Below are 16,092 nucleotides of genomic sequence, written 5' to 3' on the forward strand. Positions count from 1 at the left end.
CGGACCTCCTCTGGCTCGAGACCCAGCACGATCGAGCCGAGGCGCGCCTCGCCCTCGTCGCGGCGCGCGCCACCGGGCTCGAGGTCGTGGTCACCTTCACCCCGGCCGGCGAGCCGCCCTGGACGCTCACCGACGGCACGCCGCTCGAGGAGGCGCTGCTCGCGGTGGCGTCGCTCGGCGCGAGCGCCGCGGGCGTGAACTGCGTCGCGCCCGGGGTCGCCCTCGCCGACCTCGCCGCGTGGGCGCGGGCGACCCTCCCGATCCCCTTCGTGGTGAAACCGAGCCCGGGGCTCCCCGGCGCGGTGCGGTCGCCCGACGCCTTCGCGGCCGAGCTCTCCCCTGCGCTCGCCGCGGGAGTGGCGCTCGCGGGCGGCTGCTGCGGCGCGACCGGCGATCACCTCCGCGCCCTCGCCGCGGCGTGGCGCGCGATCGCGTGACCCCTCGATCGGGGGCGCTAAGGGATCCCGCCGCGCGGGTACGAGCCGAGGAGCCAGAGCCGGTGCACGCGCGCGCGTACCCCGGCGAGCGCCTCCGCGCCGGCGGCGTCGAGCCGGTGCGCCTCGAAGTCCAGGAAGAAGACGTAGTGCCCGAGGGCCTGCTTCATCGGGCGGCTCTCGATCTTGGACAGGTTGATCCCGCGGCTCGCCAGCTCGCCGAGGATCTCGTACAGCCCGCCCGGGCGATCGCGGTCCAGCGTGAAGGCGATGCTGGTGCGGTCCGCGCCCGTGGGCGCCTCGTCGGCTCGCGCGAGCAGGACGAAGCGCGTGAAGTTCTCGTCCACGTCCTGGATCGACTCGGCGAGCAGCTCGAGCCCGTAGCGCGCGGCCGCTGCGCGCGAGCCGATGGCCGCCGCGCCGGCGCCCGCCTCTCCCGCGCCGACCTTGCGCGCCGCCTCCGCCGTCGAGTGGGTCGGCTCGAGCGTCGCGCCGGCGAGCCGCTCGCGGAGGAAGCGGCTGCACTGCCCGAACGGCTGGGGGTGCGAGAGCACGCGGCGGACGTCCTCGAGCCGCGTACCGGGGCGCGCGAGGAGGTGCTGGCGGACGGGCAGGAGCAGCTCGCGGCGGATGAGCGGGCCGGGCTCGTGGACGAGGAGATCCAGCGTCGCACCGACGCTCCCCTCGATGGAGTTCTCGATCGGGAGCAGCGCGCCGTCCACGTCTCCACGGCGGAGCGCGCGGTACGCGTCGCCGAAGGTCGGCTGCGGGACCGCTTCGCCGCCGCGGGCGAGATCGCAGCGCGAGACCGCCTCCTCGCTGAACGTGCCAGGGGGCCCGAGGTACGCGATGCGCATCCTCGACTCTTATCACGCCCGCGCGGCCCGTCCCCGCGCCGCGCGCCGGGGCGTCCGTGCCGGGGTGGCGATCAGACCTCGGACGTGCAGGCGCGGCAGCGTCGCGCCGCGGCCGGGATCGTCTCGAGGCACTGCGGACAGGCCTTCGTCGGCGCCGGCGTGGCCGGCGGAGGCGCCCGGACGAACGCCTTCAGGACGAGGAACACGACGAGCGCGATGATGCCGAACTCGAGCAGCCTCCCGAGCACCTCGCCGTAGCCGATCGCGTTCCCGCCGCCGATCTCGAGCTTGAGCTGGCGCCACTCGTTCTGCCCGGGCAGCACGAGCCCGACGATCGGCATCACCACGAACTCGACGATGCCGGCGACGACCTTGCCGATCGCGGCGCCGATCACGACGCCCGCCGCGAGCGCGACGACGTTCTGCTTGAGCAGGAACTCCCGGAACTCCTTCGCGAGCCCGCCAGCACGGCGGGTCGCCTCCCCTCCGTTCACCATCGCGGCCTCCCTCGCGGCCCGGGCGTGCGTGCCAGACGCAGACCGGCCGCCGCCGGAAGCGTAGCTCGGCGTGCATGCGTGCGGGCGGGATGCCGCTGCGCCCGGTGGGGTCCGAGCGCGCGTCGCTCCGGGGGCGCGCTACCTGGCCGCGGAGACGAGGGCCGGGAGCGGCGTGAGGTCCTCGAGCAGCGCCTCCGCGCCCGCGGCGAGGAGCCGATCTCGATCGCACGCTCCGTGGAGCACCCCCAGGGCCCTCACGCCCGCGGCCCGCGCGGCGGCGATGTCGTGCGGAGAGTCCCCGACGAGGACCGCCTCCGAGGGTGCCCGCTCGAGCCGCGCGAGCGCGACGTGCACCGGCTCGGGATCGGGCTTGCTGCGCGCGCAGGTGTCGGCGCCGACGATCGCCTGCATGTAGCGCAGGAGGCCGGTGTGGCGGAGCGTCCGCAGCGCGCCCTCCTCGGTCTTGGCCGTCACGACACCGAGCGGGTGCCCGCTCGCAGCGAGCGCCTCGACGACCTGGAGCGCCCCGGGAAAGGCGCGCGTCATCCGGTCGTGGTTCTCCAGCCAGAACCCACGGTACCGCCCGACGAGCGGATCCACGTCCTCCGGCAGCCGCGCGAAGGAGGCGATCTGCGCCCTGAGCGGGGTGCCGATGCCGGCGATCCACTGGGCGTCGGTCGGGCAGAGGCCGTAGCCCTCGAACGCATGCCGGACGGAGGCGAGGATGAAAGGGACGGTGTCGACGAGCGTGCCGTCGAGGTCGAAGAGGATGGCGATGGGGGCGCGTGCCGACAAGGGACGCGGAGCATAGTGCAAATTCTCCCCTTGCGCCGCGAGGCGAGTGCCTAACGTTCGTTTCGAGATGACGGGCGCATCGATCGTTCGGTGGCAGGCGGGGGACGCGGTCGTGCTGGCGGTCCACGGCGCGTTCGATGGGGCCTCCGCGTGGTCCCTGCGCCTCGCCATGGAGGAGTCGGAGGCCACTCGCTTCGTCGTCGACCTCACGCACGCCGAGGAGGCGTTCGAGTTCGCGGCGAGCATCCTCGCGACGTTCATGCGGCGGTGCTGGCGCACGAAGCGGGTCTCCTTCCTGCCGGGCCGGCCCGAGCACGTTCGCCTGCTCTCCGGCTTCGGCCTCGACGTGCTCGAGGACGAGGTCGCCGCCGGCCTGCCGCTCGCCCAGCCGTCCTGGTCGCCCGAGGAAGACCTCGAGCCGGGCGCGACCGCCTGAACGACAGTTCGCGATACGCGATCACCTTCGGTGATTGCGTATGGCGTTTCACGCTTGGAGCGAGGTCGAACGCGCGGCCTCGCGCCGCGCGCGCTCGAGTCGCGGCGCGAGGGGCGCGGAATCACGAGGAGACCACTCCGCCGCACAGCGGCCTACGACCGGGAACGTGGGACTCCCTGGCCTGGGGCCCTGCGCGAATACTCGCAAGTGTTGGTTCCGCGACCCGGTCCGCATTCACCCACGATGTCCGGAGGAACCATGGACCGCATCCACTTCGTTGCGAAGAACGCGGCGCTGTGCGGAGCAGCCGAGGCACGGTGGTGCACGATCCTCCGGGAGACGGTCACCTGTGCCGAGTGCCGTCGCCGGCTGCGGGAGCGTGAGCGGTCCGAGGACTCGCGGTGCGAGCTGCCGGCGCTCACGCCGACCACCTGAACGGCGCGCGAGCGTCGAGCGGCCGGGCCGGCGCACGGGCCCTGGCGCAGCTGCTCTCGCCGCGCACCCGACCTGCGCGGGCTTGCGTCCTCGCCTGGGCGTGAGCGTGTTTCCTCCAGAGCTCCGGAGGTGGTCATGGAGGTCGCACATGCGGCCGAGCCGCTGCTGTCAACCCGCGGCGACTACGTCGCCGCCGAGACGCCGCGCCTCGTGACGCTCGAGCCGGCAAGGTTCCTCGCGAAGGTCGGCAAGGGCGAGCCCGGCGGTGCCGCCTTCCAGGCGGACGTGGCCGCGCTCTTCGCGGTGGCGGGCGAGCTCGCGCGCCGCGGTGTCGCGACCGAGCCCGGGTTCCTCGAGGCGCTCTGGTGGACCCCCGACGTCACCCGGGGGACGTTCACCTGGGAGCTGCTCCTGCGCCTCGCCGATGCCGCGCCCGGGCGCATCGCCCTGGCCGAGGCCGCTGCCGCGGTCGCCGAGGCGACGCCGCTCGCGCGCGAGGTGCGCATCCAGGAGCTCGCCGAGGGCGAGTGCCTGCAGACGCTCCACCGCGGCGCCTACGACGCCGTGGGCCCCGCCGTCGCGCGCCTCGAGGCCGCGGCGCAGGAGGAGGGCCGCCGCCTCGCCCCCCCGATCCACGAGATCTACCTGAACGGCCCGCCCACGCCGCCCGACGCGTTCCTCACGATCGTGCGCCACCCGCTGGCGCCGCTCGAGCACTGAGAGCGGCCGCCTTCTGGACGGGACGAGCGGCGCGTGAGCCGCGCTAGACTCTGGCCATGGAGCTCGGCCTCGGCGGGAAGATCGCGATCGTCACCGGCGGGAGCCGCGGGATCGGGCGCGCCATCGCGCTCGAGCTCGCGCGCGAGGGAGCACGCGTCGCGGTGGGCGCGCGCGCGGAAGCGCCGCTCGTCGACACGCTGCGCGCGCTCGAGGCCGCGGGGCCCGGGCCGCACCTCGCCGTCCCCTGCGATCTGACGACGGCGGAGGGCGTCGAGTCGCTCGTGGCGCGGACGGTGGAGCGGCTCGGCGGCGTGGACCTCCTCGTGAACAACGTGGGCGGGTCGGGCGCGCGGCGGCTCGCCGAGGCGGACGAGGCGGACTTTCGCGCGGTGCTCGACAGGAACCTCTTCCCCGCGCTGCGCGCGAGTCTGCGCGTCGTTCCCGAGCTCCGGCGCCGCGGGGGCGGCGCGATCGTGATGATCGCCTCGATCTGGGGGCGGGAGGCGGGCGGCGGGCCGTCGTACAACGTCGCGAAGGCGGCGGAGCTGAGCCTCGCCAAGGCGCTCGCCGGCGAGCTCGCCGCCGACGGGATCCGCGTGAACGCCGTGGCACCCGGCTCGATCGAGTTCCCGGGCGGCGGGTGGGAGCGGCGCCGCCTGGCTGACCCGCAGGGCATCGCCGAGTTCGTGCGCCGGGAGATCCCCGGCGGACGCTTCGGGCGCCCCGAGGAGGTGGCGGCGGTCGTGGCCTTCCTCCTGTCGCAGCGCGCGAGCTGGGTGAACGGTGCGTGCTGGGTGGTGGACGGCGGACAGAGCCGGGCGTTCTGATCGAACGGGGGCTGCGCCCCGGCGTGCGCGCTCCGCCATGCGTTCGCCGTCCGCGCCGTGCGAGCCGGCCGTCAGGCGGCGCCGCGCGTACCGCCCACCTCGCACCGGTGCACCTCGACGGTCACGTGCGCCAGATCCTCGAAGCACGCCAGCCGCGCCTTGTAGGCGGCGGGAGGGCGCGGATCGTCGGTCACGACCGAGACGATCGCCCCGAGGTGGCGCGGGCCCACGCGCCAGACGTGTAGATCCGCGAGCCGATCGCCGCCCTCCTCGAGCGCCGTCCGGATCGCCTCGCGACGGCCCGCCGCCACCTCCGCGTCGAGCAGCACCGACGCCGTGTCCCGCAACAGCCCGAAGGACCAGCGGGCGATGACGAGGGCGCCGACGATGCCCATCACCGGATCCATCCAGCTCCAGCCGAGCGTCTTGCCCGCGAGGAGCGCCACGATCGCGAGGACGGACGTGAGCGCGTCGGCGAGCACGTGGAGGTAGGCGGCGCGGAGGTTGTGGTCGCGGTGGCCGTGGCCGTGGCCGGCGGCGTGGTCGTGCGCGCGGTCGTGGTGGTGGTCGTGGTCGTCGCTGTCATCGTGATCGTGGTCGTCGTCGTCGTGACCACCATGTCCGTGCGCGTGCTTCTCGTCCCGCAGCAGGAACGCGCAGAAGAGGTTCACGGCCAGGCCGACGCAGGCGACGAAGATCGCCTGGTCGAAGCGGATCGCGACCGGCGATGCCAGCCGGACGGTGCTCTCGGCGAGCACGAGGAACGCGATCACCGCGAGCCCCACCGCGCTCGCGAACCCGCCCAGGGCGCCGACCTTGCCAGTCCCGAAGGTGTAGCGCGGGTCGGCGGCGTGCTTGCGTGCGTAGGCGTAGGCGAACGCCGCGACCGAGAGGGCCGCCGCGTGAGTCCCCATGTGCCAGCCGTCGGCGAGGAGCGCCATGGATCGGAACAGCATCCCCGCGGCGATCTCCGCGACCATCATCGTCAGGGTGAGCGCGACGACCCAGCGCGTCCGCCGCTCGGCGCGCACCGGCTCCTGCCCGACGAAAGCGTGCTCGTGCTGCCAGCGCTCGACGCTCTCCGCGTGCATCCCGTCCTCCGGCCCGAGCGTGAGCCCCGGGCGGGCGCACCATAACGCAGGCGCGTTCGCCGCGCGGCCCGGATACGCCCGGCTGCTCCTCTGGTGTCAGCCCGCCGTGGCGCTCCCCAAAAGAGCAGGCTTGCGCTCACCTCCTCCCTCGACGAGACGAAGGCCGTCACGAGGAGGTGCGACCGTTCTTCACGTCCAGTGATATTCACCTGTTGTCCTGGCGCCCGGGGAAATCAGAGCCGATTTCGCTCCCTTGGACACGCCGTCGGGGGCCTCACCTACGGTTCAACCCGTCCCTCGGTCACCGGACAGCGGGATACCAGACGATGCCTCGCTTGCCTAACTCCCCTCCTGCGCGCCAATCAGGGCCGCCTTTCGAAGCGTGGGGGTAACCGATGAAGTCGCTCGTCAAGCTGATCGTCGCAGTGATGGTCCTCTCCGGAACCGCGTTCGCGCAGTCCGCCAAGGTCGACATGGGGATGGGCGTGCTGAAGGCGCCCCCGAAGCTGGCGGCCAACGCGGTCGTCGGTGACTGGGGCACCATCATGACGGGGAGCATCCGCACCTCGTCCCAGAAGGACCTCATGTTCGGCGTGTCCCTGGTCACCTCGCTCTTCACCGACACGACGGTGGCGAGCAGCCAGTACCGCAAGAGCGAGGCCGAGGCCGAGGCGACCATCGAGGTCCGCGTGCTCGTGGACGGCGTGGAGGCCGCGCCCAACGAGGTGACGTTCGACCGCCGCCGGCAGTACATGATGGCGCAGTTCGACGGCTTCAGCTGCCAGATCCTCGCCGACGGCACGGTTGCGCTCGACGGCTGCGCGTACCAGGACGAGATCCTGCAGCTCGTGCTCGACACCGAGGCGGCCCACGCGTTCTTCTTCGGCGCCGCGAACGTGGGCGTCGGCGACCACACGATCGCGGTCCAGGCCCGCATGACGACCTCCACGACCGGCCTCGCGAACGCCCGCGCCCTCATCGGCAAGGGCGCGTTCACGATCGAGGAAGTCCGGCTCGTGAACGGCGCCACCGTCGAGCTGAAGTAGCCGGCGAGGGCGACAGGCGACGAGGGCGCCTCCGCGCGAGCGGGGGCGCCCTTCGCTCGTCCGGGCGCTCACGGCGCCTTGCCGCCGGGATCGCGGGGCGACCCGCGCGGGCCAGGGGGAGCGCGCTATAGTCCACTCGTCTGCCGTCGGAGGCGCGATGAGCCGCTCGGGCACGACGGGGCCGCGCCTGGTCGCCATCTTCCTGATGGGCGGCGCGCTGCTGAACTACCCGATCCTCTTCCTCTTCGCACGTCCGGGCGAGCTCGCGGGGATCCCGCTGCTCTACGCCTACGTGTTCGCGGTGTGGATCCTGCTCATCGGGCTGATGGCCGCCGTGATCGAGCGGCCGCGAGGCTAGGAGCCGGCGCATGCTCCAGGAATGGGTGATCGTCGCCGCCTCCTTCGCTTACCTCGGCGTGCTGTTCGCGATCGCCTACTACGGCGACCGGAGAGCCGCGGCGGGCCGCTCGATCATCGCGAACCCCTACATCTACGCGCTGTCGCTCGCGGTGTACTGCACCACCTGGACGTTCTACGGCAGCGTGGGCCGCGCGGCGTCGAGCGGCGTCGGCTTCCTCCCCGTGTACCTCGGCCCGACGCTCATGGTGCCGCTGTGGTGGTACGTGATGCGGAAGATCCTCCGCATCAGCAAGGCGTACCGCATCACGTCGATCGCGGACTTCGTCGCGTCGCGCTACGGCAAGAGCCAGGTGCTCGGCGGGCTCGTCACCGTCATCGCCGTGCTCGGCGTCATCCCGTACATCTCGCTGCAGCTCAAGGCGATCTCCGGCAGCTTCACCATCCTGCGGCACTACCCGGAGGTCGTCATGCCGGGCAAGGCGCTCGCGCAGCCCTTCCTGCAGGACAGCGCCCTCTACATCGCGATGATGCTCGCCGCCTTCACGATCCTGTTCGGGACGCGCCACCTCGACGCGACCGAGCGGCACGAGGGGCTCGTGGCTGCGATCGCCTTCGAGTCGGTCGTGAAGCTGCTCGCGTTCCTGGTCGTCGGCGCGTTCGTGACCTTCGGCGTGTACCGCGGCTTCGGCGACGTCTTCCGTCTGGCCGAGCGCACGCCGGACCTGCGCGCGCTCCTCACCGTGCCGAGCACGAGCGGCAGCTACGTCACCTGGGCGTTCCTCACGCTCCTGTCGATGCTCTCGATCATGTTCCTGCCGCGGCAGTTCCAGATCACCGTCGTGGAGAACGTGGACGAGGACCACCTCGGCAAGGCGATCTGGCTCTTCCCGCTGTACCTCCTGCTCATCAACGTCTTCGTCCTGCCGGTCGCCATCGGCGGGCTCTCCCTCCTCGCGGGCGCCGGCGTGGACGCGGACACCTTCGTGCTCACCCTCCCGATCGCCCAGCAGAAGGAGGCGCTGACGCTGTTCGCGTTCATCGGCGGCCTCTCCGCGGGCACGGGGATGGTGATCGTGGAGACGATCGCCCTCTCCACGATGGTGTGCAACGACCTCGTCATGCCGGTGCTGCTGCGGATGAAGTCCCTGCGACTCAACGCGTGGCCCGACGTCTCCGGGCTCCTGCTCTCGATCCGCAGGCTGGCGATCGGCGCGATCCTGCTCCTCGGCTACGCCTACTTCCGGATCGCGGGCGACGCGTACGCGCTCGTCGCGATCGGCCTCATCTCCTTTGCGGCGGTCGCCCAGTTCGCGCCGGCGATCCTCGGCGGCATCTACTGGCGCGGCGGCACGCGCTCCGGCGCGATCGCGGGGCTCTCAGCCGGGTTCGTGGTCTGGGGCTACACCCTGCTCCTCCCCTCCTTCGCGAAGTCGGGCTGGCTTCCTTCGCGCTTCCTCACCGACGGGCTCTTCGGCCTCGCCCTGCTCCGGCCCCAGGAGCTGTTCGGCCTCACGGGCATGGACGAGATCCCGCACTCGCTGTTCTGGAGCATGCTCGCGAACATCGGCCTCTACGTGGGCGTGTCGGTCGCGAGCCGGCCCGGCGTCGCCGAGACGAGCCAGGCGGCCCTGTTCGTCGACGTCTTCGAGCGCACGCACGCCTTCGACCGCTCGCGCTTCTGGCGCGGCAGCGCCTCCGTGCAGGACCTGCTGCCGCTCACCGGGCGGTTCCTGGGGCCGGAGCGAGCGCGCGAGGCTTTCCTCGCGTACGCCCGGCGGCGCGGGTGCTCCTCGCTCGACACCCTCCCCGCCGACGCGGACCTCGTCCACTTCGCCGAGACGCAGCTCGCCGGCGCGATCGGCGGCGCCTCGGCGCGCGTCCTCGTCGCCTCCGTCGTGCAGGAGGAGCCGGTCGGGATCGACGAGGTCATGGACATCCTCGACGAGGCGTCGCAGGTGCGCGCCTACAGCCGCGAGCTGGAGCAGAAGTCGCGCGAGCTCGAGACCGCGACCGCCGAGCTGCGCGCGGCGAACGCGCAGCTCCAGGAGCTCGACCGCATGAAGGACGAGTTCATGTCCAGCGTCACCCACGAGCTGCGGACGCCGCTCACCTCCATCCGCGCCTTCTCCGAGATCCTCAGGGAGGACCCGAGGACGAACCTCGCCGATCGCGCGAGGTTCCTCGCCATCATCGTCAAGGAGACCGAGCGGCTCACCCGCCTGATCAACCAGCTGCTCGACATGGCGAAGATCGAGTCGGGCAGCGCGGAGTGGCACACCTCCGAGCTCGACGTCCAGGAGGCCATCCAGGACTCGGTGGACGCGACGAGCCAGCTGTTCCGCGACAGCGGCGTGGAGCTCACGGTGTCGCTCGAGGCGGCGCCGCGCGTCCGCGCCGACCGCGACCGCCTCGTGCAGGTGATCATGAACCTCCTGTCCAACGCGGTGAAGTTCTGTCCGCGCGGCGGACGCGTGGAGGTCCGGCTCGCGCCGGCGCCGGACGGCGTGAGGGTGGACGTGCAGGACAGCGGCCCCGGGATCAGCCCGGCCGATCACGAGATCATCTTCGAGAAGTTCCGGCAGGTGAGCGACACGCTCACCGGCAAGCCCCGGGGGACCGGCCTCGGGCTGCCGATCAGCCGCCGGATCGTCGAGCACTTCGGGGGACGGCTCTGGGTCGAGAGCGAGCCCGGGCACGGCGCGACGTTCTCGTTCGTGCTGCCGCTCGACGCGGGCGCTCGCGCCGCCGGCGAGTCCCCGGCGCACGCGGTGGCGCGGAAGGGGGTCGGGCGATGAGCAAGCGGGTGCTGATCGTGGACGACGAGCCGAGCATCGTCCTCTCGCTCGAGTACCTCCTGAAGCGAGAGGGCTACGAGACGGCGGTCGCTCCGGACGGCGAGGCGGCGCTGGAGGCGATGGCCGCGGCGCCCGACCTGGTGGTGCTCGACGTGATGCTGCCCAAGCTGAACGGGTTCGAGGTGTGCGAGCGCATCCGCGCCGACGCGAGGTGGCGGGGGACGAAGATCCTCATGCTCACCGCGAGGGGCCGCGACACGGAGGTCGCCCGGGGACTGCGGGCCGGCGCCGACGCGTACGTCACGAAGCCGTTCTCGACGAAGGATCTCATGGCGAAGATGAACGAGCTTCTCGGCGCCCGTCGCTGAGCCACGCTCGGGAGCGACCGGGGGCAGCCGTGGGGACCCAGGGGCGACGCGCGACGCTGTCCATGTTCAGCCCGCTGTCGGCGATCATCCGCCGCCCCGCGGTGACGGTGCCGCTCGACGCGACCGTCCGCGAGGCGCTCGAGCGGATGGAGCGGGCGCGCATCGACTCCATCGTCGTGACGGACCGCGCAGGCGACCTCCCGCTCGGCATCTTCACCCTCCAGGACCTCCTCCGGCGGGTCACGCTGCCCGGCGGCGACCTCCTCCAGCCGATCGCGGCGGCGATGACGGGCGGCCTCGTCACGCTCCGGCCTCAGGCGACCGCGCACCAGGCGGCGCTCGTCATGGCCCGGAACGGCATGAGCCACGTCGTCGTGGTGGACGGAGAGGGCCGGCTGGCCGGCGTCGTGTCCCAGGACGATCTGTTCGGGCTCCAGCGGGTCGGCCTCGGCGAGGTGAGCGGCGAGATCGCGGCGGCGAAGGACCTCGCCGCGCTCCGGAGCGCGGCGGCGGACATCCGGCACCTGGCGAGCGGCCTCGTCGCGCAGGGCGTCGGCGCGGAGCTCCTCACCCACTTCACCTCCACCCTCACGGATCTGCTCACCATCCGGGTCATCGACCTGACGATCGACGAGCACGACCTCCCGCCGGTCCCGTTCTGCTGGATCGCCCTCGGCTCGGAGGGACGCCTCGAGCAGACCTTCGCGACCGACCAGGACAACGGCCTCATCTTCGAGGCCGACGAGACGGACGCCGCGGAGGTCCGCGCGGCGCTGCTGCCGTTCGCGCGGGCGGTGAACGAGAAGCTCGACGCGTGCGGCTTCACGCTCTGCAAGGGCGGCGTCATGGCGGGGAACCCGCAGTGGTGCCTCACGCTCGCCGAGTGGCAGCGGGCCTTCGGGCGGTGGCTCTACGAGCCGCAGGCGCAGGCGCTGCTGAACGCCTCCATCTTCTTCGACCTGAGGCCCATCCACGGCGCCGACCGCCTCGCCGAGCAGCTGCGGGAGTGGCTCCTCGCCGCGACGTCGGAGCGACCCCTGTTCCTGCGCGTCATGGCCGAGAACGCGCTCACGTGCCAGCCGCCGCTCGGGACGATCCGCGACTTCGTCTTCGACCACCGGGCGAAGGAGTTCCCCCACACGCTCGACCTCAAGACCTACGGCTCGCGTCCCTTCGTGGATGCCGCCCGGATCCTCGCCCTCGGGAACCGCGTGCCACACACGAGCACCGCCGAGCGCCTCCGGGCCGCCGCGGACGCCGGGCGACTCGGCCCCGGCAGCGTCACGGCCCTGATCGACGGGTTTTACTTCATCCACCTCCTGCGCCTGCGGAACCAGGCGACCCACGCGACGGGCGAGGGCGCGAACCGGGTCGATCCCAGGGACCTCAACGATCTCGAGCGCCACGTCCTCAAGGAGGCGTTCCGGCAGGCGCGCAAGCTGCAGAGCCTCCTCGCCCTCGAGTACCAGCTCTGACGCCGGAGGCTCGTGAGCGGCGTTCGTCACCCTCCGTGATGCACGGCCTCCACGCGATTGCCGTCGGGATCGCTCAGGAACGCCGCGTAGTACGAGGGGTGGTAGCTCGAGCGGACGCCCGGGGCGCCTCCGTCTTCGCCGCCCGCCGCGAGGCCCGCTGCGTGGAAGCGGTCGACCCCTTCCCGCGAGGAAGCCTTGAAGCACCAGTGCCTCCGCCGGTCCGCCGTCGCCTCGGTCGAGGCGTACACGGCGAGGTACGTCGCGAGCGGGTCGTCCGCCCTCGCCCGCGCCCCGTAGCCGAGGGCGTCCTGGCGGTCGTAGACCTTCACGGCGCCGAGCGCGCCCATGATCGCGTCGTAGAAGACCCTCGCGCGCCCGAGGTCCGTGACCGAGATGCTGACGTGGTCGAGCAGGAACATGGGGCCGACGCTCGCACGGAGGGTGCCGTCGCTGCAACGGTCGCCCTCGCGCGAGTATCCTCGTCCCATGGGCTCGAAGCTCACCCCCAAGATCATCCTCGAGGGCACGCGGCTCACGCTGAAGACCGACATCGCCTTCGCGTTGAACGAGCACCCGCGCATCGTCGGGCCGCGGCGCTATCGCTACCACTCGCCGATCGTCTCGGCCGAGTGGTGCGCCTTCACCGACGTGCCGTGGGGACGCGGGCCGGTGAACTACGCGCCGGAGGAGGAGGGCCAGGCGATGGAGACGTTCGCGACCTGGGCGCGGCTGTTCGAGCTGAACCGCTACTACTCCTGGATCGTGGATCGCTTTCACCTGTCCGCCCGCGCGTTCCAGATCCAGGCGGGCCGGCGCGATCCGGACTTCTCCTGGCTCGACCCGCGGCTGCGCCCGCTCGGCTTCCGGCACGTGCTGTGCGTCCGCCGCCCGGAGACCTTCGCAGCCGCCCGCGCCGCGCGGCTCGCGGTCTCCGGCAAGCCCAGCCAGTACGACGACCTCTCCGCGTTCGTGCGCGAGCAGGAGCTCTTCCGGCGGCTCGTGCGCGAGTCGACCCTGCCCTTCCTCGAGCTCGACGTGTCGGACGGCGACGTCGCCGCGGCGGCGGACCGGATCGCCCGCTGGCTCGAGGAGACCGGGGGCCTCTCGGCGCCGTGGGGCGTCTGAGGCGGGGCTCTCCGGAAAAGCAAAAGGGGCTGGCGTCTCCGCCAACCCCTCGTTCTTCTTGTGGGCGCTGCAGGTTTCGAACCTGCGACCCCAGCCGTGTGAAGGCTGTGCTCTACCGCTGAGCTAAGCGCCCAGGTGCAACGAGGCGGCGGAGTATGCCGTCGGTCCCGGGTCGTGTCAACGAGCTCAATGCGTCGTGGGGCCGTCCGGTCCGTCGCCCGGCCGACCCGCCTCGTCGAGCCGATGGGAGAGCTCGCGGGCCTTGCGCTTGATGCGGGCGAGCTGCTTCGCGAGGTCCTGGTAGTCCTGCCGGCCGGGGACGCCGGCGGCCTTCATGAAGCGGGTCTGCGCCTCCTCGAGCTTCTTGCGGCCGCGCTGCGCGGCGCCCACGGCCCGAGCCACGGCGTCCTGGCCGCGCGGGTCCTTGAGGACCGCCTCCGCCGCCTGGGTGACGAGCCGGGTCCCCGTCTCGAGGAGTCGCTCCGCGAAGCCCTTCCGCGCCATCAGTCTCGCCTCCTAAACGACAGTTCGCGATGCGAGATCACCTTCGGTGTCGCGCATCGCGCTGTCGTTTAGCCATGTTCTGACGGGGGCTGCGCCCCCGCCCCCCCCCGCCGCCCGGCGCGGGGGCCCCCCCCCCCCCCCCCGGGGGCCCCCCCCCCCCCCCGCCCGCCGGGCCCCGTGCGCCACCGCGGGCGGCTTCGCCGCTATCGCGGTGTCGCCCCGGCGGGCTCGCTTCGCTCGTTGTCTGTTTCCGAATCATGCTCGATCGTTTAGGGGAACTCGGTCACGACGGCGGCGAGCGCCGCGTCGACCACGTAACGGAACCCGCTCCGGCGCACCAGCGCCTCGAGATCACCTTCGACCCGCACACGTCCGGAGATCGCGGCCTTCACGGGGTCCACCCCGTTGAAGAGCCCCTTCCATGTGCCGTAGGGCGCGCGCACGACGTAGGCGGGCTCGAGCTCGAGGATGTCGTCGGGATCGTCGAGGAGACGCCACTCGACGACCTGCCCGCGCGCGGCGCGCGCGTACGCGGCGACGTCCGCCGGCCAGATCGGCCGCTCCCGCTCGACCACGAACGCGGCGTCGGCGCCGAGCCCGGCGAGCGCCCTCGCGAGGTCCGGCTGCCGGTTGAGCGCGGCGGCCACGGCGTCGATCCACTCGCGTGATCCGAAGCGCATCGCTAGCCCCGCTTCAGCCACCCGAAGATGCCGCCGCGCCGCTCACCCTCGCCGCCGGCCGCGGCCCGAACGCCCTCCCCCGCCGCCGTGCGCCCGCGCGGGTCCTCGGCGAGCGCGCGACGGATCGCCTCGGGCGTGTCGCGCGTCGCGAGCTCGAGCTCGGTCATGCCCTTCACCGGATCGTCGAAGCTCACCTTGAGCAGGCACTCCTCGTCCAGCCTGAAGTCGATGCGGCGGCCGGTCGCCGCGGCGGGCAGCCGGATCGAGCCGAGGAACTCGTCGTCGACGACGTGGTCGGAGTCGCCCTGGTAGATGTCGATCTCGATGGGCTTGCCCGGCTCGCGGGGCGGCGGGAGGCGGAAGCTCTTCGTGGCGGGGATGGTCGTGTTCTTCTCGAGCACCCGCCGGAACAGGTTCTGCGGCGTGGCGATGCCGATCGGCATCGACAGCACGTCCACGAGCGTCACCGAGTCGATCTGGTCGAGCGAGTCGCCGAGGATCGCCGCGCCGAGCGCGACGCACTCGTCGGGGTGGACGCCCTTGCGCGGCGGCTTGCCGAAGTGCTGCTGGATCTTCTGCTGGACGAGGGGCATCCGGCTCTGCCCGCCGACGAGGATGATCTCGTCGATGTCCTGCGGACGGATCCGCTTCTCGGCGAGCACCTGGTCGCACAGGTCGAACGTGCGATCGACGAGGTCCAGGGTGAGCTCGTCGAGCTGCTGCCGGGAGAGCGGCACGCGGACGTCGAGCGGGCGGCCCTTCTTCTCCTCGATGTACGGCAGGTCGATCGTGACGTTCGGGATGAGCGACAGGTCGATCTTCGCCGCCTCGGCGCCCTTCTTCACCCGCTGCATCGCGATGGGCGAGCCAGCGAGATCGATCTTGTGCTGCCGCCAGAAGTCCTCGAGGACGTAGTCGATGATCCGGTTGTCGAAGTCGACGCCGCCGAGGAACGTGTCGCCGCCGGTCGCGAGCACCTCGAAGACGTTGCCCTGGAGCTGGAGCACCGAGACGTCGAACGTGCCGCCGCCGAGGTCGTAAACCAGGATCTTCTGGTCGAGCGCGCGGCCGAACCCGTAGGCGAGCGCCGCCGCGGTCGGCTCGTTCACGATCCGCCTCACCTCGAACCCGGCGAGCCGTCCCGCCTCGCGCACCGCCTGGCGCTGGGCGTCGGAGTAGTAGGCCGGCACCGAGATGACCGCCTCGTCGATGTCCTTCTGAAGGAACTGGCCGGCGATCTTCTTGACGTGCGCGAGCACCATCGCGGAGATCTCGGGGAGCGTGAGGATCTTGCCCCCGAGCGTCACCGCCGCGTCGCCGCTCGGCCCCTCGACGATGTCGTACGAGTAGTAGTTGCGCAGCTCCTGGACGACCTTCGAGCTCCACTTGCGCCCGATGAGCCGCTTCGCGCCGTAGATCGTGTTCTTCGGGTTCGTGACGAGCTGGTCCTTCGCCACGGCACCCACGAGGAAGTCGGCCTTGTCCGAGAGCGCCACCACCGTCGGCAGGATGAGGCTGCCGCGATCGGTCGGGACGACCTTGGGGATGCGGTTGCGGACGTGCGCGACGCAGGCGTTGGTCGTGCCGAGATCGATGCCGAGGACGGGCTTCTCGCGGGCGGCCATGTGCCCGGATCCTTAGCACGAA

At 72.1% G+C, this 16,092-nt stretch carries 19 protein-coding genes and 1 tRNA gene; 11 read left to right on the top strand and 9 right to left on the bottom strand.

The features are described 5' to 3' along the window. The coding region (locus tag MNY62_RS01685) for a homocysteine S-methyltransferase family protein (RefSeq protein WP_242342360.1) at window positions 1-437 on the top strand (437 nt) is incomplete at its 5' end. A 17-nt stretch (window positions 438-454) separates the two neighbouring features. On the opposite strand, the gene pheA is transcribed toward MNY62_RS01685, so the two are convergent. From pheA to MNY62_RS01700, 3 genes are all read right to left on the bottom strand, one after another. Next, a complete protein-coding gene (gene pheA / locus MNY62_RS01690; RefSeq protein WP_242342361.1) occupies window positions 455-1,291 on the bottom strand; it encodes a prephenate dehydratase in 837 nt (278 codons plus the stop codon). A 71-nt stretch (window positions 1,292-1,362) separates the two neighbouring features. Beyond that, on the bottom strand, window positions 1,363-1,788 hold the full coding sequence (mscL, locus tag MNY62_RS01695; protein ID WP_242342362.1) for a large conductance mechanosensitive channel protein MscL: 426 nt from the start codon (window positions 1,786-1,788) through the stop codon (window positions 1,363-1,365). Between the two features lie 138 nt (window positions 1,789-1,926). Beyond that, window positions 1,927-2,583 carry an HAD family hydrolase gene (locus MNY62_RS01700; protein ID WP_242342363.1) on the bottom strand — a complete coding sequence of 219 codons (657 nt, stop codon included), beginning with the start codon at window positions 2,581-2,583 and terminating at the stop codon, window positions 1,927-1,929. Window positions 2,584-2,650: 67 nt separating this feature from the next. On the opposite strand from MNY62_RS01700, the gene MNY62_RS01705 reads away from it, so the two are divergent. The 4 genes from MNY62_RS01705 to MNY62_RS01720 all read left to right on the top strand — a co-directional run bounded on the left by MNY62_RS01705 (window position 2,651) and on the right by MNY62_RS01720 (window position 5,001). Continuing rightward, complete coding sequence (locus tag MNY62_RS01705) at window positions 2,651-3,019, top strand: hypothetical protein (RefSeq protein WP_242342364.1); 369 nt, start codon at window positions 2,651-2,653, stop codon at window positions 3,017-3,019. A 258-nt stretch (window positions 3,020-3,277) separates the two neighbouring features. After that, window positions 3,278-3,454: a hypothetical protein gene (locus tag MNY62_RS01710; protein ID WP_242342365.1), complete on the top strand. Its 177-nt coding sequence runs from the start codon at window positions 3,278-3,280 to the stop codon at window positions 3,452-3,454. Between the two features lie 135 nt (window positions 3,455-3,589). Beyond that, on the top strand, window positions 3,590-4,174 hold the full coding sequence (locus tag MNY62_RS01715; RefSeq protein WP_242342366.1) for a GyrI-like domain-containing protein: 585 nt from the start codon (window positions 3,590-3,592) through the stop codon (window positions 4,172-4,174). Window positions 4,175-4,230: 56 nt separating this feature from the next. Continuing rightward, a complete protein-coding gene (locus MNY62_RS01720) occupies window positions 4,231-5,001 on the top strand; it encodes an SDR family NAD(P)-dependent oxidoreductase (protein ID WP_242342367.1) in 771 nt (256 codons plus the stop codon). Window positions 5,002-5,072: 71 nt separating this feature from the next. Here MNY62_RS01720 and dmeF read toward each other — a convergent pair whose 3' ends face one another. After that, complete coding sequence (gene dmeF, locus MNY62_RS01725; RefSeq protein WP_242342368.1) at window positions 5,073-6,092, bottom strand: CDF family Co(II)/Ni(II) efflux transporter DmeF; 1,020 nt, start codon at window positions 6,090-6,092, stop codon at window positions 5,073-5,075. 395 nt (window positions 6,093-6,487) lie between these two features. Between dmeF and MNY62_RS01730 the strand changes: the two genes are divergently transcribed. The 5 genes from MNY62_RS01730 to MNY62_RS01750 all read left to right on the top strand — a co-directional run bounded on the left by MNY62_RS01730 (window position 6,488) and on the right by MNY62_RS01750 (window position 12,136). After that, complete coding sequence (locus tag MNY62_RS01730; protein ID WP_242342369.1) at window positions 6,488-7,138, top strand: hypothetical protein; 651 nt, start codon at window positions 6,488-6,490, stop codon at window positions 7,136-7,138. A 157-nt stretch (window positions 7,139-7,295) separates the two neighbouring features. Continuing rightward, on the top strand, window positions 7,296-7,496 hold the full coding sequence (locus MNY62_RS01735) for a hypothetical protein (RefSeq protein ID WP_242342370.1): 201 nt from the start codon (window positions 7,296-7,298) through the stop codon (window positions 7,494-7,496). 10 nt (window positions 7,497-7,506) lie between these two features. Next, the gene (locus tag MNY62_RS01740; RefSeq protein ID WP_242342371.1) at window positions 7,507-10,293 is read left to right on the top strand and encodes an ATP-binding protein; all 2,787 of its coding nucleotides are present in this window, start codon (window positions 7,507-7,509) and stop codon (window positions 10,291-10,293) included. Continuing rightward, window positions 10,290-10,661, top strand: a complete 372-nt coding sequence (locus MNY62_RS01745) for a response regulator transcription factor (protein WP_242342372.1) — start codon at window positions 10,290-10,292, stop codon at window positions 10,659-10,661. The genes MNY62_RS01740 and MNY62_RS01745 overlap by 4 nt, the downstream gene beginning before the upstream one ends. Before the next feature lie 62 nt (window positions 10,662-10,723). After that, window positions 10,724-12,136 carry a DUF294 nucleotidyltransferase-like domain-containing protein gene (locus MNY62_RS01750; RefSeq protein ID WP_242342373.1) on the top strand — a complete coding sequence of 471 codons (1,413 nt, stop codon included), beginning with the start codon at window positions 10,724-10,726 and terminating at the stop codon, window positions 12,134-12,136. A 26-nt stretch (window positions 12,137-12,162) separates the two neighbouring features. Here the strand turns inward: MNY62_RS01750 and MNY62_RS01755 are convergent, their stop codons facing one another. Next, window positions 12,163-12,624, bottom strand: a complete 462-nt coding sequence (locus MNY62_RS01755; RefSeq protein WP_242342374.1) for a VOC family protein — start codon at window positions 12,622-12,624, stop codon at window positions 12,163-12,165. Here MNY62_RS01755 and MNY62_RS01760 point away from each other — a divergent pair. Then, complete coding sequence (locus MNY62_RS01760) at window positions 12,623-13,261, top strand: hypothetical protein (protein ID WP_242342375.1); 639 nt, start codon at window positions 12,623-12,625, stop codon at window positions 13,259-13,261. The genes MNY62_RS01755 and MNY62_RS01760 overlap by 2 nt on opposite strands. 61 nt (window positions 13,262-13,322) lie before the next feature. Here MNY62_RS01760 and MNY62_RS01765 read toward each other — a convergent pair. The 4 genes from MNY62_RS01765 to MNY62_RS01780 all read right to left on the bottom strand — a co-directional run bounded on the left by MNY62_RS01765 (window position 13,323) and on the right by MNY62_RS01780 (window position 16,070). Next, window positions 13,323-13,394: transfer RNA gene (locus MNY62_RS01765), tRNA-Val, on the bottom strand. Between the two features lie 53 nt (window positions 13,395-13,447). Then, window positions 13,448-13,765 (bottom strand): hypothetical protein, encoded by a 318-nt coding sequence (locus tag MNY62_RS01770; RefSeq protein ID WP_242342376.1) that lies wholly within the window; start codon window positions 13,763-13,765, stop codon window positions 13,448-13,450. 269 nt (window positions 13,766-14,034) lie between these two features. Further along, window positions 14,035-14,445 (bottom strand): SCP2 sterol-binding domain-containing protein, encoded by a 411-nt coding sequence (locus MNY62_RS01775; protein WP_242342377.1) that lies wholly within the window; start codon window positions 14,443-14,445, stop codon window positions 14,035-14,037. Between the two features lie 2 nt (window positions 14,446-14,447). Next, complete coding sequence (locus tag MNY62_RS01780) at window positions 14,448-16,070, bottom strand: Hsp70 family protein (protein WP_242342378.1); 1,623 nt, start codon at window positions 16,068-16,070, stop codon at window positions 14,448-14,450. Window positions 16,071-16,092 lie beyond the last annotated feature (22 nt).

Origin of the sequence: Anaeromyxobacter terrae, assembly GCF_022690685.1 — a bacterium.
GTDB classification, from domain to species: Bacteria; Myxococcota; Myxococcia; order Myxococcales; family Anaeromyxobacteraceae; genus Anaeromyxobacter; species Anaeromyxobacter terrae.

Excerpts from the sequence above, each read along its gene's own strand:
- pheA (WP_242342361.1), bottom strand. The coding sequence starts at position 1,291 with ATGCGCATCGCGTACCTCGGGCCCCCTGGCACGTTCAGCGAGGAGGCG.
- mscL (WP_242342362.1), bottom strand. The coding sequence starts at position 1,788 with ATGGTGAACGGAGGGGAGGCGACCCGCCGTGCTGGCGGGCTCGCGAAG.
- MNY62_RS01705 (WP_242342364.1), top strand. The coding sequence starts at position 2,651 with ATGACGGGCGCATCGATCGTTCGGTGGCAGGCGGGGGACGCGGTCGTG.
- MNY62_RS01710 (WP_242342365.1), top strand. The coding sequence starts at position 3,278 with ATGGACCGCATCCACTTCGTTGCGAAGAACGCGGCGCTGTGCGGAGCA.
- MNY62_RS01715 (WP_242342366.1), top strand. The coding sequence starts at position 3,590 with ATGGAGGTCGCACATGCGGCCGAGCCGCTGCTGTCAACCCGCGGCGAC.
- MNY62_RS01720 (WP_242342367.1), top strand. The coding sequence starts at position 4,231 with ATGGAGCTCGGCCTCGGCGGGAAGATCGCGATCGTCACCGGCGGGAGC.
- dmeF (WP_242342368.1), bottom strand. The coding sequence starts at position 6,092 with ATGCACGCGGAGAGCGTCGAGCGCTGGCAGCACGAGCACGCTTTCGTC.
- MNY62_RS01730 (WP_242342369.1), top strand. The coding sequence starts at position 6,488 with ATGAAGTCGCTCGTCAAGCTGATCGTCGCAGTGATGGTCCTCTCCGGA.
- MNY62_RS01735 (WP_242342370.1), top strand. The coding sequence starts at position 7,296 with ATGAGCCGCTCGGGCACGACGGGGCCGCGCCTGGTCGCCATCTTCCTG.
- MNY62_RS01740 (WP_242342371.1), top strand. The coding sequence starts at position 7,507 with ATGCTCCAGGAATGGGTGATCGTCGCCGCCTCCTTCGCTTACCTCGGC.
- MNY62_RS01745 (WP_242342372.1), top strand. The coding sequence starts at position 10,290 with ATGAGCAAGCGGGTGCTGATCGTGGACGACGAGCCGAGCATCGTCCTC.
- MNY62_RS01750 (WP_242342373.1), top strand. The coding sequence starts at position 10,724 with ATGTTCAGCCCGCTGTCGGCGATCATCCGCCGCCCCGCGGTGACGGTG.
- MNY62_RS01760 (WP_242342375.1), top strand. The coding sequence starts at position 12,623 with ATGGGCTCGAAGCTCACCCCCAAGATCATCCTCGAGGGCACGCGGCTC.
- MNY62_RS01755 (WP_242342374.1), bottom strand. The coding sequence starts at position 12,624 with ATGGGACGAGGATACTCGCGCGAGGGCGACCGTTGCAGCGACGGCACC.
- MNY62_RS01770 (WP_242342376.1), bottom strand. The coding sequence starts at position 13,765 with ATGGCGCGGAAGGGCTTCGCGGAGCGACTCCTCGAGACGGGGACCCGG.
- MNY62_RS01775 (WP_242342377.1), bottom strand. The coding sequence starts at position 14,445 with ATGCGCTTCGGATCACGCGAGTGGATCGACGCCGTGGCCGCCGCGCTC.
- MNY62_RS01780 (WP_242342378.1), bottom strand. The coding sequence starts at position 16,070 with ATGGCCGCCCGCGAGAAGCCCGTCCTCGGCATCGATCTCGGCACGACC.